The sequence below is a fragment of the Treponema sp. OMZ 840 genome, from assembly GCF_050937815.1.
Classification (GTDB): domain Bacteria; phylum Spirochaetota; class Spirochaetia; order Treponematales; family Treponemataceae; genus Treponema_C.
The window spans coordinates 342,299-366,757 of record NZ_JACDIJ010000001.1 but is presented as its reverse complement, the minus strand read 5'-3'; the positions used below and the strand labels follow the sequence as shown (position 1 = coordinate 366,757).

Below are 24,459 nucleotides of genomic sequence, written 5' to 3'. Positions count from 1 at the left end.
TACTTTGAGGAGTGCCGGGTGCGCTTAATGGATTACGATTCTCCGTCTTTTTTAAAAACCTACCTTGAAAGCCGGGGAATGGCTATGCAAAAAAAGTTCGGGCAAAACTTTCTTGTAAACCCGCGTGCGCGCGCTAAAATAGCCGAGGCTTTAGCGGTAAAAGAAGGAATGAAGGTATGGGAAATCGGACCCGGTTTGGGGGCCTTAACCGCCGAACTTTTAAAACGCGGCGCAGTACTGACCGTTTTTGAAATAGACCGCGGTTTTATTCTTGCACTTGAAGATATTTTTACCGACGAAATAAAAAGCGGACAATTGAAAATCGTCGCAGGCGACGTGTTGAAGACATGGAAGGGCGAATATAAAGCTTCGGGTGTGCCTGCGCGTTTGTGCGGCAACCTTCCGTACAATATTGCCGCCAAAATCATTGCCGATACGGTGAGTGAAACGGTACGCTTCGAGCGATGCATATTTACCGTGCAAAAAGAGGTTGCACAGCGTATGGCGGCACAATGCGGCTGCGCCGACTATTCGTCTTTTTCGGTTCTTTGTTCCTGGGCATACGATATACAGCCCCTTATGGATTTGGCCGGCGGAAGTTTTTGGCCGCGGCCGAACGTTGCTTCGCAAGCGGTGGTATGCACAAAAAAAGAAGCGTTTCCGCTTTGCAAAAATACGGGAGAATTTTTAAAGTTGCAGCGCAGTTTATTTTCATCGCGGCGCAAAACCGTAAAAAACAATTTAAGCGCTTTGTACGGAAATACCGAAACGGCCGAAGCGGTGCTTAAAGCTGCCGGAATAGACCCGAAAATACGCGCCGAAAACCTAACGGTGGAAAAAATATGTATGCTTGCGGATACATCCTGTGAGTACCGCACAAAAAATACGGGCGCCGCTGCCGAAGGATACGGACATGAATAATACGGAAATGCTTATTGCCGATAATATCGGCTTTGTACGCGAAAAAATCGAAAAAGCTGCCGGGCGCAGCGGAAGAAAAGCGGCGGATATTAAACTTATGGCGGTAACGAAATTCCGCTCGATAGAAGAAATTAAAGCGGCTCATGATGCCGGTATCCGTCTTTTCGGCGAAAACCGCGTTCAAGAAGCCCTTGAAAAATTCGGCCGCTCCGGCTTGAACCTTCCCGATTCTTCGTTGCATATGATAGGAAACCTCCAGCGCAATAAGGTCAAAACGATTTTACCCTTGGTAAGCTGTATTCAGTCGGTAGACCGTATCGAACTGCTTGAAGAAATCGCCAAACGTTTAAGCGGTGAAACGCAACAGTCGGATACGGCACCGTTTGATGCGGCATCGCGGCCCCTTAAGCTTTTGTTTGAAGTACATACGGGCGAAGAATCGAAATCGGGTTTTACTTGCAGCGACGACATTGTGCGTTCTTTGGAATATGCCGAAGAAAAAAATCTGTGTGTGTGCGGTTTTATGACTATGGCTCCGCTTATACGAAATCCGGCAGACAAAACCGAAGCCGAAGCGGTACGCCGCTCGTTTATAAAATTACGGGAAACCGCCGAAGCTATGCAAAAACGATTTGCTTGTTTTTCTTTTACCGAACTTTCTATGGGAATGTCGGGCGATTTTGAAACCGCCGTCGAAGAAGGCTCGACCTTAGTACGTGTCGGAAGCCGCCTGTTTTACAACCCCGATTCGGAGAATCGCTTATGAAAAAACTGGCCGCATTTTTATGTATGCTGATTTTTATATCGTCCTTCGCGTTTTCGGCGGAAAATGCGGCGTTCCGTATTGATTCGTACGAAAAAGGAAAGCCGCTTCCCTCTTGGCTGAAAGATGTGCGCCGTGCCGAAATTATAACCTTCGGTTCTTTACCTTTTACCACGCTCGGTGTAACGCTTGTGTATTCTCTTTACCGCTACGGCGCAAACGATTTTAATCCGGCTTATATTCCAAACCCCTTTCCGTTGTCTTCAAGCGAAGCAAAACTTAATAAAAACGAACAAATAGGAATCTTTACGACTGCCGCCGTCTTAAGCATCGCAATCGGTCTGACCGATTTTATTGTTATACGGGTTAAAGACCATAATAAAAAAAAGCTGGAGCAAATGTATGCGGAAGACAGGAGCGGAATTCGCGTTGAAGAAGCCGTGCCTGAAAATATTAAAGAAAAAGATTCTGCACAGGATGCACAAAGCGATAGCAGCCGAAGTTCCGATTCCGATCAAATAAAGGAAAGTACCGAATAATGCATTCTCTTTGTTTTACCGCCGATCCGTGTTTATGTCCCATGAGGCTTGATACCTATGCAAGTTCCGTCCAAAATATCAGCCGCTCGCGTTTAAAAACGGGACTGGAATCGGTAACGGTAAACGGAAAAAACGCAAAACTGTCTTTACGTTTAAAAGGCGGAGAAAACATATGCATAGCATGGGAAGATCCCGTTCCCGCATATATTAAGCCGCAAAATATTCCGCTGGATATTTTGTTTGATAATATCGATGTAACCGTAGTAAATAAAGCGCAAGGCATGGTTACTCATCCGGGCGCGGGAAATTGGGAAGGGACCTTGGTTAATGCCTTGTTGTATCATTGGGGATGCAGGGAAAAAATAGAAGATGTATCTTCCCGTCCCGGAATAGTTCATCGTCTTGATAAAGATACATCGGGAGTTTTGATTGCCGCAAAAAACAGGGATGCGGAAGTGTTTTTGCAAAGCGAATTTAAAAATAGGCGCGTAAAAAAAGAATATATTGCGATAGTGCGGGGGCATCCGCCCTATTTAAAGGGTGAAATAAAAAACAATATAGGCCGTTCGCCGTCGAATCGTAAAAAATTTACCGTAATGCGTGATGCAAAAACCGGAAAATACGCTCATACCCTTTACCGCTGTATAGGTATATACGGCCCCTATTCTCTTATGCGTATACGAATCAAAACGGGACGTACTCATCAAATACGTGTGCATATGAAATATTTAGGATGTCCCATACTCGGTGATTCCATATACGGTGTAAAAGATACCCTTTTTACGGATGCCGTTTTGATGCTGCATGCGCGTACATTGAGTTTGCGGTTGCCTTCGTATAGGCAGGACACAGATATGCAACATCCGGTAGAATTTACTGCTCCCGTTCCGCGGCGTTTTAAAAAAGTGCTTAAAACGCTTCATGCCGAATTTAAACCGACGCCTCTGTGCCGTAATACGTAAAAAAAAGTGAAAAACCTAAGGAGCGGATATGGACACTTCGGCTAAAACCGGCAGCCGGGTTGCGGAAAATTGCGAATTTAAAATCTCCCTCATTTTTGAAGATGCCGATTTTATCGTTATAGATAAACCGGCCGGTCTTCCTTCAGCCCCCTTACATCCGTATGAAAACACCGCATACTCGCAAATTACGGACTATGTTCCGGAAACCGCCTTTGTGTGCGGGAAAAAAAGTATTGAAGGAGGCTTGGTACACCGTTTGGATACGGCTACAAGAGGACTTTTGCTTGCCGCCCGTACGCAAAAAGCCTTTGATAATTTTCAAAAACAACAAAGCGAAGGACGTTTTATAAAATATTATTGCGCTTATTGTCTTAAAACGGATCAAGCTCTTGAGCTTTTACAAAAACAAAAAGATTTTCCCCTTGTAATTAAAAGCCGCTTTAGATCTTACGGTGTGGGGAATAAAAAAGTAAAACCCGTTTTTACCGATGCGGGTAAAGCCGACTTAAAAAAAGCCGGCAAAACGACATACCGCACGGAAATTGTATCGATATGCGATGCCGGCATAAAAAACGGTAATGCCGCCGTAAAAGTAGTTTGTAAAATCGCAAACGGATTTCGTCACCAAGTGCGTTCCCACCTTGCCGCATACGGTTTACCCGTTATAGGCGATTTTGCATATAATCCCGAGTGTTCTGCAACGGCGGACAAACCGATAAAACAGGAACTTTGTTTTACCGCTTGTGCTTTAAAATTCAATCATCCTTTAACTAATGAGCCCCTTTGTATTGTTTTAAAAGGGTTTGAAATATCCGATTTTATATAAGCCTGCAATTAAAAAACAAAGAAAATTTTAAAACAGCGGCTTTATTGCGGCGGACATGAATCGAGGCGGTTTTTTTGTATCGCTTTTTTTACTTCGCCGGCCAAATAAAACGAGCCGGCACAAAGCAGCGCTTTGTTTTCGGCTGCGGCTTGTTCGAATGCATTGTGTATTAATGCGGTGTAATCTTTATCTGCATTCAGCAGAGATTTTTCAAAGCGTGTATAAAAACTTTTGAGCGTTTTGTCGTAATCGGAATGTTTTGCCTTGCCCGGTATCGTTAAATTGATTTTGCTGAAAGAGCAGGGAGAGTCTTTTATAATGGATGCCATTGAATCGACATCTTTATCTTCGGCGCAGGCAAAAAGCAAATGTGCCGAAGGACCGAAATCGGCAAAAAAAGTTTCCAATGTACCCCGTATGCTGTTCGGTGTGTGACATCCGTCGATAACGATTGTAAGCGCTTTATTTCGTACTTTGGTGTGTATTATTTCAAAGCGCCCGGGTAAAAATGCTTTTTCAAGCCCTCTTTCTATTGTTTGCTCGTCAATATCGGGTAGGGCCGTTTTGACGGCAGCGGCGGCCAATGCCGCATTTTCCGTTTGAAACGCTCCGTGCAGCTTAAGATGCGCTTTTATCGGACGTGAAAAAAATACCGAACCGTTCAATGCGCAAAAGGCATCCGGGGCAAAAAGAATTTCTATGCCGCTTTTTTCGCGGATATAATGTATATGTGTAACTATATCTTCAATAAAAAAGATGGGGGTATGTTCTTTAGCCGCTTTAGCTTTAAATACTTTTTTTACATCGGCACTTTGCCGCGCGATACAAACCGGAATATCGGGTTTTATAATGCCCGCTTTTTCATATGCAATCGCTTCAGTCGTTGAACCTAAGTATTCGGTATGTTCCAATTCGATGGTCGTTATTGCACAGGCTTGCGGATGCAGTACATTGGTTGCATCCAAGCGGCCGCCCATCCCCGTTTCAAAAACCGCCCATTGTGTTTTACAGTTTCGAAAACAAAAAAAAGCAAACAAAGTCATCAATTCGAACCATGTCGGTTTTTTCCTTCCGTTCAGCCTGCTTGAAATATACAAATCGGCCGCCGGAATAAAAGCTTGTAGGGCATTGCTATATTCTTCTTCCGTAAAAAAATGCGTCGGCGCGGTTATCCGCTCTCTTATATCTTCAACATGGGGAGAAGTGTACAAACCCGTTTTAAAACCGGCTTCTTCCAAAATTGAAGCACAAAAAGCCGATACGGATCCCTTTCCCTTGGAACCGGCAATGTGAATCGATTTATATGTATTTTGCGGATTGCCGAATTCGGCACATAAGAATTTCATTGTATCGAGCTTAAAAATATCTTTTTTAGGATTTTTTTCAAAGTTCAAATAATTTTCAAGCCAGCGGGAAAAAGCACGCATAGATGTATGTTCTGTCATATTTTGTAAGTATAACATAAAATAATATGTGTGTAAAAGTCCTTTATGTTTTTAAGATTTTCATCTTTATATTTTTTTTTATTTACTGTACAATGCCCCTTATAAAATACTAAAGGGGAATCTTTTATCATGAATCACCGATTCGATTTGTCGCAAAAACAAAAGGGAGCTTTTTTTTCTATCCGTACTAAATTCATTATTGCTATGATGACGGTTGTTCTTGCACTGGCGCTCATTATTTGCTCTGTCATCGGTTTTCAGCTGTACCGAATCACCACACTGCAATTCGAACAATTTACGGAACAGCAGTTTGTTACCGTAAACCAAGCGGTACATATTTTTATGCAAAATAATAAAAATGCCGTAAAAATGCTTTCGGAGCATCCGTCCGTACAAAAAATTGACGGCAGTTTGTATGATTATACGAAAAATACGCAGGATATCCTTGTTCCCGAATCGGAAAAAAGCCCGGTTGAAAAAGAAATCGGCAGTTTTTTTAAATATATGCAAACGTATTACTCCGAATTTTCCATTATATATTCAGGCAGTGAATGGGGCGGGTTCGTTACAACAATGGATATTCCCATGCCCGGCGGTTATGATCCCCGTCAGCGTCCCTGGTATAAGCAGGCTAAAGAAGCAGACGGAAACATTATTATGACTTCCGCATATATGACTCCGACTGACGGTATCGTTGTAACTTTTGCGCGCACGGTAAAATCCGCTGCAAATAAATTAATCGGCTGTTTGGGTATAGATATTTCGCTTGATGAATTAACGTCGCTTATGAATGATATTCACATAGGTAAAACGGGTTATGTCATGCTGGTTCAAAACGACGGTACGATTATTGCCGATCCCCGTCATAGGGAATTGAATTTCAAATCTTTAAACGAATCGGGTATTCCCGGTTTTTCAAAGCTGGCTGAAATGAATAAAGACAGCTTAACGCTTGATATGGACGGGAAAAAATGGAATGCGCGGGTTTTTTCATTGGGTGAACTTAATTGGAAAATCATTATGTTTGTCGAGCGCAGCGAAATATTGGGAACCTTTTATCATGTTGTTAAAGATATGATCATTATCGGTGCGGTTTTTATTCTTATTATATTTATAGCCGGCTTTATTTTTTCGAACCGCTTGCTTTTGCATTTTAAACACATGCGCAATGTTTTTGCAAAAATCGCTTCCGGCGATATTACCGGCCGTATCAAGTACAATAAAAACGATGAAGTAGGGCAATTGTTGGATTATTTTAATCAAACTATGGACAATATGTGCAAAATGATCAGCACTCTTATTCTTGAATCTCAGTCGATGAGTCAAATAGGAGAAACCCTTTCCGCCAATATGACGGAAACGGCCAGCGCCGTTGACCAAATAAGCGGAAATGTCGATGTGGTAAAAGATCAAACCTTAACTCAAGCGGCAAGCTTAAGCGAAACCGCTGCGACAGTGGAAGAAATTATCGGTACGATAACGGAACTGAATGCAAGTATCGAATCTCAAGCGGCAAGTGTCGCCGAATCCTCTTCGGCAATAGAACAAATGGTCGGTAATATCGGTTCTATCAGTCAAACACTCGGCAGAACCGATGAGGTAATAAAAACGCTTGCATCGGCGACTGTGGACGGAAGAGAAACCGTAGTCAATTCGAGCGGAATAACCCAAAAGGTTGCGGAAGAATCGGGCAGCTTGCTTGAAGCTTCCAGCGTTATTCAACATATAGCAAGTCAAACGAACTTATTGGCAATGAATGCGGCAATAGAAGCTGCCCACGCCGGAGAAGCGGGAAAGGGCTTTGCCGTTGTTGCAGATGAAATCCGTAAACTTGCCGAAGAATCAAGCGCTCAGGGAAAAAATATTACCGAAACGCTGAAAATGCTGAGCAGCGAAATTGAAGTTTTGTCTTCCGCTTCAAAAACTGCCGAAGAAAAATTCAATGTTATTTTTAATTTAACCGAACAGGTTAAAAATATGAGTACCAGACTTACCGAAGCAATGTCCGAACAGGAAAAAGGCAGCCGTGAAGTACTTGCGGCAATACGCGATATCAACGAAGTAACGATTAAAGTTAAAGAAAGTTCAGCCGGTATTTTAAGAGGCGGTGAAGCGACTGCAAATGAAATGAGTAAGCTGAGCAATTTAACCGAAGTTATTACAAGCAGTATGAATGAAATGTCTGCAGGATCCGTTCAGATAAATAATGCCGTGCAAGAGGTAAATCATCTTACTTTAAAAAATAAGCAAAGCATTAATAATCTTGTAACTGAGGTACAAAAATTTAAAGTGTACCAAAATGAAACCGATGACGAAATCTAAGTTTCACGCAAAGGATTTTCATATGCCGCTTAAACACTGTGACATGCCGCTTACGGAAAAAATATTTTCCAAAAACGATTTGCGAAATACGCACATTCATTTTACGGGAATTAAGGGAACCGGAATGGCCGCCCTTGTGGAAATCTGTCATTTCCGCGGTGCCCGTATAAGCGGAAGCGACGTCGCCGACCGCTTTTATACCGATGAAGTACTTGAGCGCTTACACATCAAGCCGACTCTTTTTTCGGCTGAAAATATAACAAAGGATATAGACCTTCTTGTCTATTCTTCCGCATACAAAATCGACTCGAACCCCGAATTGATTGCCGCACGTAAGGCGGGAGTCCCCATGCTTTTATATACCGAAGCCTTGGGCGCTTTGTCGCGTGCAGCTTACAGCTGCGGCATTGCGGGCGTTCACGGCAAAACCACAACGACCGGTATTACGGGTATGCTCCTTAAAAGCTTGGATCTTCCCGTACAAGTGCTTGCAGGAAGCGTTATTCCCGGTTTCGCCGATGAGGAAAAACAAAGCTCTATTCAAACGCCGTCCGGAGCGACGGGAAGCTGTACGCTTAACAGGGGCCGCCGTTTTTTTGTTGCCGAAACCTGCGAATACCGGCGGCATTTTATGTCCTTTTGCCCGAAAAAAATCGTTTTAACCGGTGTCGAAAGCGACCATCAGGACTATTACCCCACTTACGAAAGCATACGCGATGCCTTTATCGATTACTGCCTTTTATTGCCCGAAGGAGGCGAATTGATTTACTGTGCCGACGATGCGGGTGCTTGCGAAACGGTTGCCGCCGTTAAAAAAAAGAGGGACGATATTGTGTATACGCCCTACGGCTTCGCTGCAAAAGGCCCCTATCGGCTGCATATGGGAAAAACCGAAAAAGGCAGGCAGTATTTTTCGCTTTTAGGCTTTGATGAAGATTTTTACCTGCGCATTCCGGGAAAACACACAGTGCTGAATTGCGGGGCGGCCTGCGCTCTTGCCCTTTCTTTATGCGCCGAACATTGCGGGCGCCCGATATGCGAGTTTAGCGGCGCTGAAAAAAAACGTTTGTGCGAAAAACTTAAAGAAGGCTTTGCATCGTTTACGGGAGCAAAGCGCCGCAGTGAAATTATCGATACGGTCGGTTTGCAAAACGGCAGTGTTTTAATTATGGACGATTACGCCCATCATCCGACCGCTTTAAAAACAACGATAGAGGGATTGCGTTCTTTTTATCCGGACCGGTTCATTATCGTCGACTTTATGTCGCATACTTATACGCGAACCGCCGCTTTGTTGGATGACTTTGCGCGTTCATTTTCGGCGGCCGACGAAGTTGTGTTACATAAAATTTATGCTTCAGCCCGCGAAAGCTTTGACGGTTCGATAAGCGGTAAAACCCTATACGAAGCGGTGCGCCGTAATCATAATCACGTATCGTATTTTGAAGAAATTTTTGATGCCCTCGATTACCTTTTTGAACGCTGTACCGGCTTAAAAAAAGATGTGCTTTTTATTACTATGGGCGCGGGCGACAATTGGAAACTCGGCCGCCTGCTTTCGGAAAAGCTGTCCGGCATTCCCGGCATTCAAAATAAAAACGTTTAAGGAAGATTTTATGAAAAGTATGACCGGCTACGGCTATGCCGAAAATTCGAGCGATACGGTTTTTGTTTCCGCCGAAATAAAGGCAGTTAATTCGCGCTTTGCGGACTTAAATATCAATATGCCTCCTTTTTTGGGACGCTTGGAACAGGAAATTCGAAGCCTTTGTATGCAGTCGCTTGTGCGCGGTAAGGTTGACGTCTATATCCGTGTTAAAGATTTTGCACCCGATATGAGCATTGAAGCCGATATGCACGCGGCAAAAACCTATGCGGATGTCTTAAAAAAAATCGCTTATGATTTAAACGTAAGCGAAGCCGATATTTGTGCAGGCTTAATCGCATCCCGCGAGGGGGTGCTTACCGTCAGCCAAAATTACGACATTGACAAATACCGCGCCCTCATTGAACCGGTTTTTGCACAGGCTTTGTCCGCTTTTTGTGCGGACAGAGAACGCGAAGGGGCAAACCTCAAACGGGATATACTTTTGCAGCTTACAAAACTTGAAAATTGCGCGCGCATATTCGAAAAAAGCATTCCCGAAATGGAAGCGCATTTTAAGGAAACGATTTTCAAGCGCTTTAACGAACTGTTGGGCGATAAAGCCGACGAACAGCGCATTATGAGCGAAACGGCGGCTATGCTTGTAAAATACACGATAAACGAAGAGGTGGTGCGCCTTTTAAGCCATATCGAAGCTTTAAAAACCGAAATTGAACACAACAAAGCACCCGGGCGCAAAATGGATTTTATTTGCCAGGAATTAAACAGGGAAATCAATACCGTCGGTTCGAAAAGCCAAGTGCTTGCAATCGGCCAAAACGTTATAGAAGCCAAAAACGCCCTCGAAAACATACGCGAACAATGCCGCAATGTGGAATAGTCCGGCTTTTTATATACAAAAGCAAAGTGCTTGCACAGAGACCTTTTTTTCGGTACACTGGACTTTATGAACAAAGCTCTTCAAACACTTAAAGAACGCGGATTTTTTCAGCAATGTACCGACACCGAAAAACTTTCGGATTTAATGGATAAGGGACCGGTTACCTTTTATGTCGGAACCGACCCGACGGCGGGAAGCCTTCATATCGGCCACTTGGTGCCTCAGTTTGCCCTGCGCCATTTGCGCTCGGCCGGACATATCGGTATTTCTTTAATCGGCGGCGGTACCGGACGCATCGGAGACCCTTCGGGCAAAACCGAAATGCGTAAAATGCTCAGTTACGAGCAGTTAAACGAAAACGTCGAAAAAATAAAAGAGCAGTTAAACCGTTTTATCGGTTTTGACGGCAAAACGGCTTTCCCCGAAAACAACGAAGAGTGGCTTGCAAACCTCAACTATATAGATTTTTTGCGCGATATCGGTTCATGCTTTTCGGTTAATAAAATGCTCACTTACGAAGCCTATAAAAAGCGCATGGAAACCGGTCTTTCGTTTCTTGAATTCAATTATCAGCTTTTACAAAGCTACGACTTTTTAATGCTCAATGAGCGCCACAACTGCGCCCTGCAAATAGGCGGGGATGACCAGTGGGGGAACATTGTTGCAGGTGTCGATTTGATTCGGCGCAAAACGGGCAGGGAAGTGTTCGGTTTAACCTTTCCGCTTATTACGCGGAGCGACGGTAAAAAAATGGGCAAAAGCGAAAAGGGCGCCCTCTTTTTGGATAAAACCCTTACGCCCGTATTCGACTTTTTTCAATATTGGCGCAACGTTGCCGACGCCGATGTACGTAAATTCATGCTTTTGTTTACCTTTTTGCCGATTGACGAAATCGACGGCCTTTGCAGTGCCGACATCAACAAGGCAAAAGAACGCCTTGCTTGGGAAGTTACAAAAGAAATACACGGTAAAGAAGAAGCCGATACCGCTTTGGCCGGCGCAAAGGCGGCTTTTTCGGGCGGAGGAGATAAGGATGCCATGCCGACCGCAAAAATCGAACGTTCGGTTTTGGAAGCGGGCATAGGCGTTATCGACTTATTCAGCGCTGCGCTCTTGGGCGGTTCAAAAAGCGATATAAGGCGGCTCATAGAGCAGGGCGGGGCGGTTGTAAACGGAAAAACCGTAACCGACCTTAAAGCCCTTATAAACTTAAAAGACGCCGACGAATCGGGCGAGTTTATCCTTCGCGCCGGCAAAAAAAAGTTTGTGCGCGTCGTAACGGTCTAAAAGCCCGCCGCAGCGGATTAAGAACTCCGAATTTGGGAAATTGCCGCTTTTTTGCGTGCGGCTTTAAACCGAATAAAAAAGAAAAGGCCTACAATAAAAAGTGCAAGCGAAACAATATTTAAAGCGGATAATAAAAATGTACTTATATAGGTTTTTTTATGGAGTATACCCGAAACGACCGCTAAAATTAAACCGGCTGGGGCGCTAAGCGACAGCAGTGCATTTTTTTTACGCTTTTCGGCGCGGTTTTCTTCGGCGTTTGCAAAGATACGGACAAAAAAGCTTTTTATTCGCTGCCAAATTCGGCGGATACGGTTGGGGTTTTTCAGTTTTTCCAAATAGGCATAGCCGTCTAAAAGTTCGTTCCGTGTAAAATCCGAACGCTGTATATTTTCATCAAGTTCGATTTCCATGCGGCTGATTTTATCTTTTGCATCTACAATCGTTGCTGGAACGGATACCCAGCCCAATTGTTTAACAGCTTGTAAGCGTCTAAAACCCGCAATCAGCACATAATTGTTGTCGAGGATAATCGGATTTAAAAGTCCGTGCTTATGTATACTGTCTGCAAGGGCGTCGACATCGGAAATGTTTTTACGTATACGCTTTTTCACGGTAATATCGGAAATATGTACAAGCATAATGCCTCCGTTATAATTCGCGGTTTAAAGATTTTGCCCGTTTAGTCAAACAATTCATTGTGATCGGGAAGCCTTTGCCGCTCTTTTTCGAATTCTGCCGATTGTTGTTTATCTGCAATGTCTTTTTCGCTTTGCATGCTGTATTCTTCCCCGTTTAAAAAAGAAAGATCGAGTTTTAATCCCGTGTTATCCGTAATTTTTGTCTGTCGTGTACCGGACATATAATACTCCGAAAACAATCTTTCGGCTCCGAGGAACACCTCCCGCTCTCTGTTTGTATGCTGTTCGCAAATTCCTATCGGCTCGGTTCCCGCCAAAAAATACTTTGTTGTTCTGTTATTGCCGCAGGCAGTCGATAAAATACCGCCGGACACCGAACATACGGTTGCTTCTACAATTCCCGTTGAGGGCTTTACAAAGGGCTTATAGGGTAATCCTTCATGGACGGCTCCCATAAAATCTCCCCATGCGGGACCGGGAAGGCTGGAACCGTTTAGATATACACCCATCGATTCGCCCTTTGCATCGAAACCGAACCAAAATGCCGCCGTATAATAGGGGGTAAAACCTATCGCCCATGCATCCGACCAGTTTTGAGTTGTTCCCGTTTTTCCGGCGGCGGGAATGGTATATCGTTTGCCGTTTTCATCTATATAGCGCAGCTTTTTACCCGAATCGGAACCGTACGCCAGCGTTCCTTTCGGGTGCGTTATCGTATTGGTTAAAAGGTCGGTCATAATATATGCCGTTTGCGGACTGATAATTTGTGATGCCTCTCCTTTTTCCTGTTGGGCAAGCCGTATTTCCCGTTCCGGATTTAATATAACCTTCCCGTTTCTGTCTTCAACGGAACGTACCGCCAAGGGAACAACTTCTTTACCTTGGTTGGCAAAGATTGCAAAAGCCCGCGCCATTTCCACCGGCTTAACCGAACACACACCCAGCCCTATCGGATACACCCGTTCAAGCTTGCGTTCCGCAAATTCTTCTTGTTTTAAACCGAGCAAAGCCGCCGCTTGATTGATTGCAGCATCAAACCCGATATCGCGTAATATTATCAAGGACGGAACGTTCATAGATCTTGTCAGTGCATACCAAAGCTGTACCGAACCGTACCATTCTCCCTTATTATTTTGAGGAATATATAAGCTGCCGTCTTCTTTTCTAAATATAGTCGGTACATCATATATAACGCTTGTAGGCGTGAATTTTTTCGAATCTATCGCTGCAGTATAATACAGCGGTTTAAAAGAGCTTCCCGGCTGTAATTTTGCCTGTACGGCCCGTATAAACTGATTGTCTTGCCCGTATTCGCTTCCGCCGACCATAGCGGTAATATAACCCGTTGCATTTTCAAGAGCAATCATCGTTCCTTCTATTTTATTTTTTTTGCGTGTTTCGCTCGTTTGCGCGGTTGCCCTGTTTACAACATCTATTTTTAATTGTTCAATACCGAACATAAGCGATAAAACGTCAAGGGTCGGATTTACGGTATTTTTAAAAGCGGACATGGTAATCACTTCATTGCGCTGTTCCGAAATTTTAAGTTGCGGTATATCGAACACCAAAGCTAAAAGTTCGGTCATAGGAATATAGGTTGAAGAAGCACTCGATTTCCTGACATTTTTTGTTTCATTGTATGATTTGTTTGCCCATGTGATATAGCGCTGCATTATATTTTGTGCCGCAAGCTGGTGCTTCATATTCATTGTCGTGTGAACTGTATATCCCCCTGTATATACGTCCATTTTACCGTACATCATTTTTTCAAGTTCTTTTCGCACAAATTCGCTGAACCATGGTGCCTTGTCTTCACGCATAAAATATGCGGACGAACTTATACGTGTGTAATCGAAATGCAGCCAAAAATCGTCAAAACTTTGATCGGCCTCTTCTTTTGTTAAAAAACCGGCCCGTGTCATTTCATTTAAAACATATGATTGACGTTCCATTGCGCGATTCGGATATTCAAAAGGATTATAGTGTCCCGGATTCGAAAGCTGAATTACTAAAATCGCCGCTTCGGCAGGCGTTATTTCACGGGCGCTGTGTCCGAAATAGTATTTTGAAGCGGCGTTTACGCCGTAAGTACCGCCGCCCAAATATACCTTATTCAAATACAGTTCCAAAATCTCCTGTTTTGAATAGCGCCTTTCCATTTGAATTGCCCACCACAACTCTTTTATTTTCCGCGTTACGGATATTTCCGTGCGGTCAAGATAGAGGGTGCCGGCTATTTGTTGGGTTAGGGTACTGCCTCCGCCCAAAGAACGGCGCATAAGCTGACCGATAACGGCACGTGTAATCGCTTTTATACTAAAACCTGCATGCTTAAAAAAGACATTGTCTTCGCGGGTTATCAAAGCATCTATTAAATGCTGGGGTAATTCCGCCAAAGTGATAATTTCCCGTTTTTCATCCGAAGCGAATTCGGTAATAAGTTCCCCGTTTATATCCAACAGTTTTGTCGGCAACGCATTGGCAAATTCGGTAAAATGCTCATTGTTTTTTATATTTACAGTCATTCCGAGCAGTGTGCCTAATAGGATTCCGAGTAAAACGGGAAAAAGCACAGCAGCCGAACATAAAAGGACGATTTTTGTTTTAGTTTTTTGCATACATATACTAGAGTAGTAAAGAGGCGGGTTTTTGTCAAGGCAATCGAAAATAAAAAAGGCCGGCTTTCGCGCCGGCCATGCCATCAAGGCAATCGAGCGAACAATGGGTGGGAGGGGATTTGTTCACCCGACATTTATAATATCGGCGCTAATCGGCAAATCTTTAATATTATTCTTCCGATATGGTTACGTCAAAGGCAACCGATATATTATAGGAGCGTCCGTTTTCGGCTTCCAATACGCGCACCACTTCATAATCGCCGAGTGAAAACCGCAACTGATGTGTGCCGGCTTCAATAGGTATGGGCTTTGAAAAATCTTTAATTTCGGTATTGTTCATAAAAAAACGGGTATTTTGAGGGGCCGAAACATGAAGAAGGGGAATAATATCCTGAAGCCGGATTACCAACGATGAAGTTTTTGCCTGTTCTATCGAAAAACTCCGCACTTCATTGCGGTAGTGGTCCGACACAATATTGAGCCGGTGCATTCCCGTATCCAAAAACAGCGTTTTTTGAGGAAAATCTATTTGCCGTTCATCGATAAAAACCAAAAATTTTTGTTGTTCATTTTCTTTTTGCGCTTCGGGATATAGAATTTTAAGGTCCAATAATCCCCGATCTATGAGAACAGGCTTGATAGTAACGGAAAACACGGAATCGAAAAGTTCGCGCGGAACTCCTTTCATTACCAATTGCAGCCTAAAAAAAAGCGTTTTTACCGGCTTTGAAAATAAGGACGGCATGATAATGGTGTACGGATTTTTTTGCATTGTATGATTTTTTATAAGAGGAATGCGGATATTGCAACTAAGCCGGCCGGGAAAGGTGTCTATGCTTAAACGTTGTCCCGAATAGTCGATAATATCCGCAGCCGGCCGGGGACTTATATCCGTATACAGTGCATATGCGATTGCATCCCGATATTCGGCCGCTATGGCGGGAATCTTTATTTCAAGCTCTATGCCCTGTAAAAAAAGACTGTTTTCCGGTAAATTCAAAACAAGGGCGTCATTTATACCCAATTCGGCATGAGCGGATTTTGTTTTTTCCGTTACAGTTTTAAGGATAGTTTTATGCACTCTAAACGATTCGGAAAATCCGTATAAACAAATGCCCATTAAGAAAAATATTGCTGCAATCCGTTTTTTCTTCATATCGTTTTTCAGATCCTCAAAAAATCAATATTCCCGCAAAAACTTTTTTATCAAAGATGAGGGATCTTTAGCTTTACCTCCAACCTGTATTTCAAAGTGCAAATGAGGACCTGTAGACAACCCGCTGTTACCTACCGTTCCTATTTGTTTTCCTTTTATAACCGGCTGTCCCTTTTTCGTAAGAATTGTTTGTAAATGAGCGTAAAGACTTTGGGTATTGTTATCATGCTGCAAAATAATGTAATTACCGTAACGCTCATCGGTACCGGTAAAGGCCGTGATACCCGATTTACACGCAAAAACGGGTGTTCCTTCGTCGGCCGCAATATCTATACCGCTATGAAAACTCTTACGGCCCGTAATAGGGCTTATGCGTATGCCGAAAGAAGATGAAATAACCCCCGTTGCCAAAGGCGAAGTCATATTCGAATCGGCAAAAAAAAAGCGTTCCGTCGGATTCAGCCGTGCATCGGGAATAAATGCATATTCGGAATTCCCGACAGTATAAACCGAAAACCCTTCTTCATTAGGATAGCGTGTTTTTAAAATAAACTCAAGCGGTGAAAGCGGCTTTTTCGGAATAAATAAACCGGAACATGTTGAAAGGTATAAAACTTTATTTTCCAGCGGCGAATCTATAAAACTTATATTATTGACAAGCGCAATCGTTTCATAGGGAATATTACATCTTGCCGCTATGTTTAAAAGATCTTCGCCGTTTTTCACCTTGTATATATAGAAAGAAGTATATGCATCGCCGCCTTTGGCACGTATACGGTAATTGGCTTCCACTTCTTGAATGTATTGCTGAAACAAAGGATCCGATACATGAAGTTTTTGTATTTCGGGATACGGCGTATGGGGCGATGAGGCCGCTTGTGCTGCGGTACAAAACCAAAATAAAATGATATAAAATAAATCAGTCTTTTTCATGCTTTTTTCGTGACCGTATTTTTGCGGCAAAAAAAATGCTTATAAAAAGAGCGAAAAAAATAAGAACCGTTATCGAAAACATATTGGGTTTTTGTACCGCAAAAAGCCACAGAGGATATACAAAAATACATGCGAATATAAAACATACCGCCGCTACAAGCATCAATTTTACAAAAAAAAGGGCTGCAGTACGAATTTTACGTAAGATACGGTTTTTCATCCGTTAAATCATATCACAAAAAAATAAAAAAAAATAGAGCATTTTTGCATTTTCCGGAAATTAAAAAACCGAAAAAAAAAGGTTTACCGGTAAAACCGATAAACCTTTATGCCGTAAAAAGCACGTAAAAAAACGCTTTTTTCGGTTTTTTACATGTAGTGTGTGTTTTACTTAAATATGCGAAACCGAATTTCAGTTTTTTCAGTTATCTTGCAGTATTGCTTCCGTCGGGCAAACACTTGCACAAGAACCGCAGTCTATACATGTTGAAGCAGCAATTACACGTGCAGCTTCCGCTTCGGATATTGCATTAACAGGGCATTCTCCTTCGCAAGCTCCGCAGTTTACACATGCATCGGTGATTTTGTATGCCATAAATAACCTCCCTATAAGAAGTGTGATAAATTATCATAACATCAAAAAGTCTGTTAGCACAAGTTAACACTGTTTTTTTTTACATTGTTTTTATAAAATTTGTCTTTGCGGTTTAATTTTTTTATTGTCCGATTGCAAAAATACGGTATTATCGGGTAATATGACATTGTATATTTATGCTTATATTCAATGCACAATCCGTTGTCGGAAAGCAATTATTACAGGGCGAACTGCCTTCCGATAAAACCTTGTTTACCGATACTCTGCGTATGGCATGGCCGACTATGCTTGAATCTTTTTTAACCGCTCTTATTTCATTGGCCGATACGATTATGGTAGGCGCTTTAGGCTCCTACGCCATTGCCGCAGTCGGATTGACTGCACAGCCGCGTTTTTTATGTTTGACGATATTTTTTTCAATATCCACTGCGGTCAGTGCGCTGACTGCACGGCGTACGGGAGCCGGCAACAGGGACGAAGCAAACCGAACCCTGATTCAAGCATTGGCCATTACCTTTATTTTGGCCTTATGCATCGGTTCGGCGGCTTATGTTTGTGCGGATCCGATACTGCGTTTTGCGGGAAGTCAAACCGATACACATTCACATTCAATTATATATTTTCGTATTATTATTGCATCCCTCGTTTTACAAGCCTTTACCCTTGTCGTCAATGCGGCGCAAAGAGGGGCCGGTAATACAAAAATCGCTATGAAAACGAATTTGGTTTCAAATGCGATAAATATTATATTTAATTTTTTACTTATCGAAGGACGCTTCGGTTTTCCCGCTTTAGGTGTACGGGGGGCGGCAATCGCTTCGGTACTTGGATTCGCTGCGGCTTTTATACTTTCTACAGCTTCCGTCTTAAAACCCGACGGGTATCTTTTTTTGTTTTATCGAAATAACAAGCTTCGCTTTGACACCCGTATTTTAGCCGGACTGTATAAGGTCGGTTCGGGAGCTTTACTGGAACAAATCTTTTTACGTGTGGGCTTTTTTTTATACGCAATTGTCGTAGCGAATTTGGGAACGGCCGCTTTTGCCGCCCATCAAATAGGTATGATCGTTATCAGCATATCTTTTGCCGTAGGCGACGGTTTGTCGCTTGCGGGTATCACGCTGGTCGGACAAAGTTTGGGTAAAAAGCGTCCCGACCTTGCAAAAATATACGGTGTGTTTTGTCAGCGTATGGGATTGGTATGTTCGCTTACGATAGCCCTTGTGTACAGTACTTTCGGACGTAACATATACAGCCTTTTTTCATCGGATACGATTATTTTAAATTACGGCAGCATTATTATGAAAATAGTCGCCTTTATCGTTATTTTTCAAGTGGGGCAGGTTATCGGTTTCGGATGTTTACGCGGTGCAGGCGACACACGGTATACCGCAGTGGTTTCACTTATAAGCGTTGCAATAATCCGCCCGTTTTCCGGCTGGCTTTTTGTATATCCGTTTAACTGGGGGCTTACGGGAGCATGGCTGGGGCTTTTGCTCGATCAATTTGTACGATTTACACTTACATGGGTGCGTTTTAAAAAAGGCAAATGGCAGACAATAGAAATATAAAGCCGTCCGAAAATGTATAAAAGCGGCCGCACTGTATGTGCGGCCGCGCGCTTTTTTTACTGCGGTGCGGTATCGGACGGCGCAGCGTTGTTATTTTTTGCCGGCTTGTACAAGGGTTACGGCCGAAGTGGTTACAATGTCGTCAACGGAACAGCCGCGCGACAAATCGCTGATAGGAGAAGCAAAGCCCTGCAAAATCGGACCGAACGCATCGGCGCCCGCCAAGCGCTGCACCAGTTTGTAACCGATATTGCCCGCTCCCAAGTCGGGGAAAATAAGAGTATTAACTTTGCCGGTAATGGGGCTTCCGGGCGCTTTTTTTTCGGTAACCGAAGGGATAAGCGCGGCGTCGGCTTGAATTTCACCGTCCAGACAGAGGGAAGGCGCTTTTTCTTTTGCAATGCGTACGGCTTCCTGTACGCGAAGAACATTTTCGTCTTTGCCGCCGGAGCCCTTGGTGCTGAACGACATCATCGCAACAACAGGTTCTACACCGAGCATGGTTTTACAGGATTCCGCTGCGGCGATTGCAATATCGGCCAGTTGCTCCGAAGTGGGCAGGGGAATAACGGCACAGTCGGAAAAAATCATAATGCCGTCGGCGCCCCATTTGGGATTGTGCGTATCCATAACAAAGCATGAAGACGCCGTTTTCATACCCGGTGCGGTTCCGATAATCGTCAAGCCTGCACGAAGTACGTCGGCGGTTGCCGCAAGGGCGCCGGCTACAATGGCGTCGGCTTTGTTTTTGCGTACCATCATTGCGCCGAAACGCACATTATTTTTCATATCTATAGCGGCCTGTTCGCTTGTCATGCCTTTTTTGGCGCGAAGTTCACAATAAGTCGCCGCAAAGTCCGCATGCCATTCGGAGGTTTCGGGGTCGATAATATCGATACCGGCAAGCGATACACCCTTTGCGTCGGCGGCTTTTTTTATGTCGGATTCGTTCCCGAGCAGGGTAACGGATTTAGCCAGTTTTTCTTTTATAATTTGAGCGGCAGCCGCAATCGTGCGCTCTTCGGTGCCTTCCGGCAGCACAAGTCTGTTTTGCAGCTCGGCGGCCTTTTTTTTCATTTCATTTACAAAATCCATAATAACATCCTTTTATGTGCGGTATTTTTCCATATAATAATACCGGATTGCAATTTGTGCAAGCCGTACGAGCTGCAAAATTTGTTCGGCCGCTTTCCGGCACTTTTTTATAAAGATTTATTTTTTTATCATCGTTCCTGAAATGCCGAGTACGTTGTTTTTCAGTGTGAACTGCAATGTACCTTCATAACGGTAAGCGGCTTCCGGATTGAAAGTGTCGTTTTCAAGTTTAACTTTGTCCCAATCCAAATCGGCCATGTTTGCCGCATTTCCGCCCGCTTTTACATATTCGGGTTTAAGAACAAAACCGTTTTCCGTTTTTTCGGCGATGTTTTTTGCACATTTTGAACCGGTTAAAAGGTCGAAGTTTCCTTTTTTATCGGTTTTTAATTCATATGCGTTTGCTTTACGGATAAAACGAACGGTAATCGCACCCGCTTTTTTTGTAACTTGCAAGGCATGGCTTTGGGTGAATTTCCAATCGGCGACCGCAAATAAAAACAAACCGCGTAAACCGCCGGGTATTGCGGCTTTTTTATCTGCGGCCGGTTCGGCATATCGAACGCTGTTAAAAGCCTTTGTAGAACCTTTTAAACTGGCACCCGATGCCGCATCGAACGAATCCTTTACTTCCGCCTTGTCGCCGGCTTTCCAGCTGAAAAAGTTCATAGCATAGTTTTCTTTTGCAATGTCCAGCTTCCAATCGATCTTAACATCATTGGCGGCGTCGGCACACAGGGGAGCGGCAATTAAAAGTATAAAAGCCGCTGTGAAAATAAATCCGAGTTTTTTCATATACAACTCCTTTAATAAAATATAAAATCCGGTTATTTTATTCCGGAATTTTTAAAATGCTTGCCTAAAATCTTCGAACCGATAAGAACACCGGTAAAACCGAAGACAAAGGTCGAAATAAGAATGATAACGCCTATACGGCCTGCACTTGCCGCAATCGACGCTTCGGCCTGTTCGGCGCTCATACCCATTTTGTCGATGCAAAAGTGCCTATAGTGGTCTACAAAAAACAGGATGGGAATAACCCCGCCGGATGCGCTTCCGGTACACATAAAACCGCTTGCGGCGGCTATTGTGTATTTATTTTTATACTTTCCCGTGAAGGCGACAATATCGCCGAGTGCCGCTCCGATAAACATACCGATGAGCCAGGGAAGATAACCCATGCCCAAAATTGCGACTATGAGAATCAATATACTTTGGCAAATAGTAAAGACACCGAATTTGGGGACTTTAATTGCCAAAAATAAATACACCGTACCGACAATCAAACCTGCAATGGCCGGAGAAAAAGCGTGTAACACCGGATTTATTGCCGCCGTCGTAAAACCGATGATAAAAAAAACGGCAATGTAGATGACGGCTATAATGCCTATTAAAACAAAATCTTTTGTTTTAAACCTGTTTGCCTTTTGCATAAAAAACTCCTTTTTATAAAGTTGAAAAACTATGTTCAAGCGTGCCGTCGTCGGCACCGAGCATTGAATCCCGTGTAATGCGTGTATTTTCCAATAAAACGATTCGGTTACATACGGTTGAAATGAATTCAAAATCGTGGGTAATGACGAGTACCGCCGATGTACGAGCGATTTCGCGTAAAAGAGAGCCCACTTTTTGCATATTGCCGTAATCGAGGCCGCTTGTAGGTTCATCGAGGATGGTAACCGGGCAGCCGCGTACATAGGTTGCGGCGATAATGAGGCGCTGTTTTTGTCCCATTGAAAGCGAAAAAGGATGGGCATCTTTACAGTCGTATAAATCGAGCTTTTTAAGCGCATCCGCAACTTTTTCTTTTATGTCCGGAATGCCGCCGCTGCCTATCAACAATTCGGAAAATACATCCGGGCCGAAAAGCTGGTATTCGACATCCTGCATAACAAAATTGGTTTGTTCAATGCGCTCTTTTTCCGAAACGATTTTTCCGTTTAACCGGATTGTTCCCGAATCGGGAACGTAAATGCCCGAAAGAATCTTTGCAAGGGTTGTTTTCCCCGCCCCGTTTTTTCCCGTCAAGGCGGTAATTTCATTTTTGCGTAAACTTAAATCGATGCCGTTAAGAATTTCGGTTCCGTCGTTAAATGAAAACGAAATATCCGAAAGACGGCACACTTCATCGCCGTTTTGTTCCGCACGTTTTTGCGCAAGGTCGTTCGTAGCGGCGGCCGCTTCGGCTGTCCGTTCGCAGGTTTTGCGGGCGGAGAAAAGCGGCTGTAACGGAAGAGTTCCGTCTTTAAAAAGATGTACACTGCGCAAACCGCGGGCGTTTAATTCAGCATTTTTCAGTGCCTTGAATTCCGCCGCACCGTATTCGGCGTCGATTTTTCCGTCTTTTATATATATCACCCTGTCGAACAAATCTTTTAGATAGTACAGGCGGTGTTCGGCTATGATGATTGTAAATCCCCTTTGTTTTAAAAGGGCGAGCACTTCGGACAAAATGCGTATAGAGTGAAAATCGAGATTGGAAGAAGGTTCGTCCAAAACAATGATGTTCGCCTGCAGGGTAAGGGCCGAAGCGATTGCAATTTTTTGTTTTTCGCCGTTCGATAAGTGTTCAAGTCTTTTAAATAACAGATTTTGCACTTGAAGCAGGGTACACACTTCGCTTATTCTGTCGATGATTTCGCTGCGAGCTGTGCCGTAATTTTCGCAGGCAAAGGCCAGTTCCGAAATAACGTCGTCGGTAAAAAATTGGCTTTTCGGCGATTGGAATACGGATCCCGCTTTGTGCGAGATTTTATCGATTGTCCAATCGCTTATATTTTGTCCGTGAATGTATACGCCGCCGGAAAATGTTCCTTCAAAAAAACGGGGAATAAGGCCGTTTATGCATTTGGTGAGGGTGGATTTTCCGCTTCCGCTTATTCCCGTAACCAATAAAAACTCGCCTTCGCAAATGCTGACAGAAGCGTTTTTTAAACGGGCCGTGTCGGTTGTGTCCTCAAGGGCTTCGGTTTTTTCATACGAAAAAAAAACGTTTTGCAGTTCTACGGCTTTTTTCATACGGCAAAACTCCGTATAAGATTGGTAATAACAAGGTCAAAGTTAAAAAGAACTGCCGCAGTTACAAGGCCCACAGAGCCGAGGGCGAACGCAGCGTCGAGTTTACCGAACTTTACGGCAAAAAGCTCGGTAGGCGCTTGAGCCGCTTCGGCTCCTTTTACCAAAGCTGCCGCACTCATATCTTCTGCGAGCGAAACGGCACGGAACAAAACGGGAACAAGGGCGTATTCGAGGCTTTGCATCGGATGCAAAAATGCGCTTTTTACACCCAAGCCTATACCGCGCATTTTCATTCCGGTTGAAATAATCGCCGTTTCTTTTTTTATCGTAGGTAAAAAGCGTATTGCAACGGCAAAGCCGAGCATAAAACCTTTGGGAAGATGCATTTTGTTTAGGGCGCTGACCAGATTTTTTGTATCCACTTTGTTAAAAATAACGACGGCAACCATCATAAACGGAACAAACTTATGAACTCCCATGGAAATAATAAACAGAGCGTTTTTGATCGCCGGACTTAAAAAAGCACCGTACGATTTTAAAAAAAAGGGGATTAAAACGGCTGCCGCAAACACAAGGGTATATTTCCACAGTCTGCGCTGCATTTTAAAAAGAATCATAATCACGGACGAAATGCAAAATACAAGCACATTCGCCGTAACGGAAGGCGATATAAGCATAACCATTGAGAATACCACATTCAAACCCACAAGTGTCCGCGGGTCCAATACGCTGCGTTTTTGTGAAGTATAGTCTGCAATTTTTATTTTAAGCCGATCTGCGGTTAAGCCCGTCAAATCTTCACAGCCGGAATCCGAAGCGGCGCCTTCTTTTTTAGTCATAACTAACATATTAACGTTACAAGGGGGCTGTGTCAATATAAGGAAAAAGGACTTTGAAAGCGCTGTACAGGAATGCATAAACATTTTTTCACATTTTCCCTCTAAAACTTGCTTTATGAGGAAAATCAAGTTATAATGTTTAAAAAGAAAACATCCTGTTTTCTTTTTAATGCGAGTTTTACGCGGGGCGTAAAACTCCTTACTTGTTGCTTTAGCATACATCCGTGTATGCGCCGGAAAGCGAGTGGGGGAAGGGTGGACCGGAGGGAACATCCTGTTTTCTTTTTAATGCGAGTTTTACGCGGGGCGTAAAACTCCTTACTTGTTGCTTTAGCATACATCCGTGTATGCGCCGGAAAGCGAGTGGGGAAGGGTGGACCGGAGGGAACATGGCATAAAACCGTGCTTCCTGTGCGGTTTTGAACTCCAGTTTTGAGCATAG

Annotated in this window: 22 protein-coding genes; 10 read left to right on the top strand and 12 right to left on the bottom strand. The window is 43.6% G+C overall.

The window, feature by feature from the left end:
* The first annotated feature begins 27 nt into the window (after nt 1-27).
* The 5 genes from rsmA to H0R92_RS01765 are packed head-to-tail and all read left to right on the top strand — an operon-like array spanning nt 28 to nt 4,011.
* On the top strand, nt 28-921 hold the full coding sequence (rsmA, locus tag H0R92_RS01785; protein ID WP_432961171.1) for a 16S rRNA (adenine(1518)-N(6)/adenine(1519)-N(6))-dimethyltransferase RsmA: 894 nt from the start codon (nt 28-30) through the stop codon (nt 919-921).
* Complete coding sequence (locus H0R92_RS01780; RefSeq protein WP_432960564.1) at nt 914-1,687, top strand: YggS family pyridoxal phosphate-dependent enzyme; 774 nt, start codon at nt 914-916, stop codon at nt 1,685-1,687. Before rsmA ends, H0R92_RS01780 begins: the two co-directional genes overlap by 8 nt.
* Nucleotides 1,684-2,223, top strand: coding sequence for a hypothetical protein (locus H0R92_RS01775; RefSeq protein WP_432960562.1), 540 nt, complete (start codon nt 1,684-1,686; stop codon nt 2,221-2,223). Before H0R92_RS01780 ends, H0R92_RS01775 begins: the two co-directional genes overlap by 4 nt.
* Nucleotides 2,223-3,185, top strand: coding sequence for an RluA family pseudouridine synthase (locus tag H0R92_RS01770; RefSeq protein ID WP_432960560.1), 963 nt, complete (start codon nt 2,223-2,225; stop codon nt 3,183-3,185). Before H0R92_RS01775 ends, H0R92_RS01770 begins: the two co-directional genes overlap by 1 nt.
* A gap of 28 nt (nt 3,186-3,213) precedes the next feature.
* Entirely contained in the window at nt 3,214-4,011 is a 798-nt protein-coding gene (locus H0R92_RS01765; RefSeq protein WP_432960558.1) for a pseudouridine synthase, read from the top strand.
* A gap of 41 nt (nt 4,012-4,052) precedes the next feature.
* Here the strand turns inward: H0R92_RS01765 and H0R92_RS01760 are convergent, their stop codons facing one another.
* Nucleotides 4,053-5,456, bottom strand: a complete 1,404-nt coding sequence (locus tag H0R92_RS01760) for a bifunctional folylpolyglutamate synthase/dihydrofolate synthase (protein WP_432960556.1) — start codon at nt 5,454-5,456, stop codon at nt 4,053-4,055.
* A 129-nt stretch (nt 5,457-5,585) separates the two neighbouring features.
* Here H0R92_RS01760 and H0R92_RS01755 point away from each other — a divergent pair, with 129 nt between their 5' ends.
* The 4 genes from H0R92_RS01755 (at nt 5,586) to tyrS (ending at nt 11,551) form a co-directional block, all read left to right on the top strand.
* A complete protein-coding gene (locus tag H0R92_RS01755; RefSeq protein WP_432960554.1) occupies nt 5,586-7,778 on the top strand; it encodes a methyl-accepting chemotaxis protein in 2,193 nt (730 codons plus the stop codon).
* A 43-nt stretch (nt 7,779-7,821) separates the two neighbouring features.
* A complete protein-coding gene (murC, locus tag H0R92_RS01750; protein ID WP_432961169.1) occupies nt 7,822-9,384 on the top strand; it encodes a UDP-N-acetylmuramate--L-alanine ligase in 1,563 nt (520 codons plus the stop codon).
* A gap of 10 nt (nt 9,385-9,394) precedes the next feature.
* Nucleotides 9,395-10,264, top strand: a complete 870-nt coding sequence (locus H0R92_RS01745; protein WP_432960552.1) for a YicC/YloC family endoribonuclease — start codon at nt 9,395-9,397, stop codon at nt 10,262-10,264.
* 66 nt (nt 10,265-10,330) lie between these two features.
* The gene (tyrS, locus tag H0R92_RS01740; RefSeq protein ID WP_432960550.1) at nt 10,331-11,551 is read left to right on the top strand and encodes a tyrosine--tRNA ligase; all 1,221 of its coding nucleotides are present in this window, start codon (nt 10,331-10,333) and stop codon (nt 11,549-11,551) included.
* A gap of 17 nt (nt 11,552-11,568) precedes the next feature.
* On the opposite strand, the gene H0R92_RS01735 is transcribed toward tyrS, so the two are convergent.
* The 6 genes from H0R92_RS01735 to H0R92_RS01710 form a co-directional block, all read right to left on the bottom strand.
* Nucleotides 11,569-12,192 carry a ParB N-terminal domain-containing protein gene (locus H0R92_RS01735; protein WP_432960548.1) on the bottom strand — a complete coding sequence of 208 codons (624 nt, stop codon included), beginning with the start codon at nt 12,190-12,192 and terminating at the stop codon, nt 11,569-11,571.
* Nucleotides 12,193-12,233: 41 nt separating this feature from the next.
* Nucleotides 12,234-14,810 (bottom strand): penicillin-binding protein 1A, encoded by a 2,577-nt coding sequence (locus tag H0R92_RS01730; RefSeq protein WP_432960546.1) that lies wholly within the window; start codon nt 14,808-14,810, stop codon nt 12,234-12,236.
* 169 nt (nt 14,811-14,979) lie between these two features.
* Complete coding sequence (locus H0R92_RS01725) at nt 14,980-15,966, bottom strand: hypothetical protein (RefSeq protein ID WP_432960545.1); 987 nt, start codon at nt 15,964-15,966, stop codon at nt 14,980-14,982.
* A gap of 24 nt (nt 15,967-15,990) precedes the next feature.
* Entirely contained in the window at nt 15,991-16,899 is a 909-nt protein-coding gene (locus H0R92_RS01720) for a LysM peptidoglycan-binding domain-containing M23 family metallopeptidase (protein WP_432960543.1), read from the bottom strand.
* Entirely contained in the window at nt 16,886-17,119 is a 234-nt protein-coding gene (locus H0R92_RS01715) for a hypothetical protein (RefSeq protein ID WP_432960541.1), read from the bottom strand. Before H0R92_RS01715 ends, H0R92_RS01720 begins: the two co-directional genes overlap by 14 nt.
* Before the next feature lie 201 nt (nt 17,120-17,320).
* Complete coding sequence (locus H0R92_RS01710) at nt 17,321-17,494, bottom strand: DUF362 domain-containing protein (RefSeq protein WP_432960539.1); 174 nt, start codon at nt 17,492-17,494, stop codon at nt 17,321-17,323.
* Between the two features lie 176 nt (nt 17,495-17,670).
* Between H0R92_RS01710 and H0R92_RS01705 the strand changes: the two genes are divergently transcribed.
* Entirely contained in the window at nt 17,671-19,065 is a 1,395-nt protein-coding gene (locus H0R92_RS01705; protein WP_432960537.1) for an MATE family efflux transporter, read from the top strand.
* A 90-nt stretch (nt 19,066-19,155) separates the two neighbouring features.
* On the opposite strand, the gene pta is transcribed toward H0R92_RS01705, so the two are convergent.
* The 5 genes from pta to H0R92_RS01680 all read right to left on the bottom strand — a co-directional run bounded on the left by pta (nt 19,156) and on the right by H0R92_RS01680 (nt 24,017).
* On the bottom strand, nt 19,156-20,160 hold the full coding sequence (pta, locus tag H0R92_RS01700) for a phosphate acetyltransferase (protein WP_432960535.1): 1,005 nt from the start codon (nt 20,158-20,160) through the stop codon (nt 19,156-19,158).
* A 117-nt stretch (nt 20,161-20,277) separates the two neighbouring features.
* Nucleotides 20,278-20,955 carry a hypothetical protein gene (locus H0R92_RS01695; RefSeq protein ID WP_432960533.1) on the bottom strand — a complete coding sequence of 226 codons (678 nt, stop codon included), beginning with the start codon at nt 20,953-20,955 and terminating at the stop codon, nt 20,278-20,280.
* A gap of 32 nt (nt 20,956-20,987) precedes the next feature.
* Nucleotides 20,988-21,593 (bottom strand): MptD family putative ECF transporter S component, encoded by a 606-nt coding sequence (locus tag H0R92_RS01690; protein WP_432960531.1) that lies wholly within the window; start codon nt 21,591-21,593, stop codon nt 20,988-20,990.
* A gap of 13 nt (nt 21,594-21,606) precedes the next feature.
* Nucleotides 21,607-23,178 carry an ABC transporter ATP-binding protein gene (locus H0R92_RS01685; protein WP_432960529.1) on the bottom strand — a complete coding sequence of 524 codons (1,572 nt, stop codon included), beginning with the start codon at nt 23,176-23,178 and terminating at the stop codon, nt 21,607-21,609.
* On the bottom strand, nt 23,175-24,017 hold the full coding sequence (locus H0R92_RS01680; protein ID WP_432960527.1) for an energy-coupling factor transporter transmembrane component T: 843 nt from the start codon (nt 24,015-24,017) through the stop codon (nt 23,175-23,177). Before H0R92_RS01680 ends, H0R92_RS01685 begins: the two co-directional genes overlap by 4 nt.
* Between the last annotated feature and the right edge of the window lie 442 nt (nt 24,018-24,459).

Excerpts from the sequence above, each read along its gene's own strand:
- rsmA (WP_432961171.1), top strand. The coding sequence starts at position 28 with ATGGATTACGATTCTCCGTCTTTTTTAAAAACCTACCTTGAAAGCCGG.
- H0R92_RS01780 (WP_432960564.1), top strand. The coding sequence starts at position 914 with ATGAATAATACGGAAATGCTTATTGCCGATAATATCGGCTTTGTACGC.
- H0R92_RS01775 (WP_432960562.1), top strand. The coding sequence starts at position 1,684 with ATGAAAAAACTGGCCGCATTTTTATGTATGCTGATTTTTATATCGTCC.
- H0R92_RS01770 (WP_432960560.1), top strand. The coding sequence starts at position 2,223 with ATGCATTCTCTTTGTTTTACCGCCGATCCGTGTTTATGTCCCATGAGG.
- H0R92_RS01765 (WP_432960558.1), top strand. The coding sequence starts at position 3,214 with ATGGACACTTCGGCTAAAACCGGCAGCCGGGTTGCGGAAAATTGCGAA.
- H0R92_RS01760 (WP_432960556.1), bottom strand. The coding sequence starts at position 5,456 with ATGACAGAACATACATCTATGCGTGCTTTTTCCCGCTGGCTTGAAAAT.
- H0R92_RS01755 (WP_432960554.1), top strand. The coding sequence starts at position 5,586 with ATGAATCACCGATTCGATTTGTCGCAAAAACAAAAGGGAGCTTTTTTT.
- murC (WP_432961169.1), top strand. The coding sequence starts at position 7,822 with ATGCCGCTTACGGAAAAAATATTTTCCAAAAACGATTTGCGAAATACG.
- H0R92_RS01745 (WP_432960552.1), top strand. The coding sequence starts at position 9,395 with ATGAAAAGTATGACCGGCTACGGCTATGCCGAAAATTCGAGCGATACG.
- tyrS (WP_432960550.1), top strand. The coding sequence starts at position 10,331 with ATGAACAAAGCTCTTCAAACACTTAAAGAACGCGGATTTTTTCAGCAA.
- H0R92_RS01735 (WP_432960548.1), bottom strand. The coding sequence starts at position 12,192 with ATGCTTGTACATATTTCCGATATTACCGTGAAAAAGCGTATACGTAAA.
- H0R92_RS01730 (WP_432960546.1), bottom strand. The coding sequence starts at position 14,810 with ATGCAAAAAACTAAAACAAAAATCGTCCTTTTATGTTCGGCTGCTGTG.
- H0R92_RS01725 (WP_432960545.1), bottom strand. The coding sequence starts at position 15,966 with ATGAAGAAAAAACGGATTGCAGCAATATTTTTCTTAATGGGCATTTGT.
- H0R92_RS01720 (WP_432960543.1), bottom strand. The coding sequence starts at position 16,899 with ATGAAAAAGACTGATTTATTTTATATCATTTTATTTTGGTTTTGTACC.
- H0R92_RS01715 (WP_432960541.1), bottom strand. The coding sequence starts at position 17,119 with ATGAAAAACCGTATCTTACGTAAAATTCGTACTGCAGCCCTTTTTTTT.
- H0R92_RS01710 (WP_432960539.1), bottom strand. The coding sequence starts at position 17,494 with ATGGCATACAAAATCACCGATGCATGTGTAAACTGCGGAGCTTGCGAA.
- H0R92_RS01705 (WP_432960537.1), top strand. The coding sequence starts at position 17,671 with ATGCTTATATTCAATGCACAATCCGTTGTCGGAAAGCAATTATTACAG.
- pta (WP_432960535.1), bottom strand. The coding sequence starts at position 20,160 with ATGGATTTTGTAAATGAAATGAAAAAAAAGGCCGCCGAGCTGCAAAAC.
- H0R92_RS01695 (WP_432960533.1), bottom strand. The coding sequence starts at position 20,955 with ATGAAAAAACTCGGATTTATTTTCACAGCGGCTTTTATACTTTTAATT.
- H0R92_RS01690 (WP_432960531.1), bottom strand. The coding sequence starts at position 21,593 with ATGCAAAAGGCAAACAGGTTTAAAACAAAAGATTTTGTTTTAATAGGC.
- H0R92_RS01685 (WP_432960529.1), bottom strand. The coding sequence starts at position 23,178 with ATGAAAAAAGCCGTAGAACTGCAAAACGTTTTTTTTTCGTATGAAAAA.
- H0R92_RS01680 (WP_432960527.1), bottom strand. The coding sequence starts at position 24,017 with ATGACTAAAAAAGAAGGCGCCGCTTCGGATTCCGGCTGTGAAGATTTG.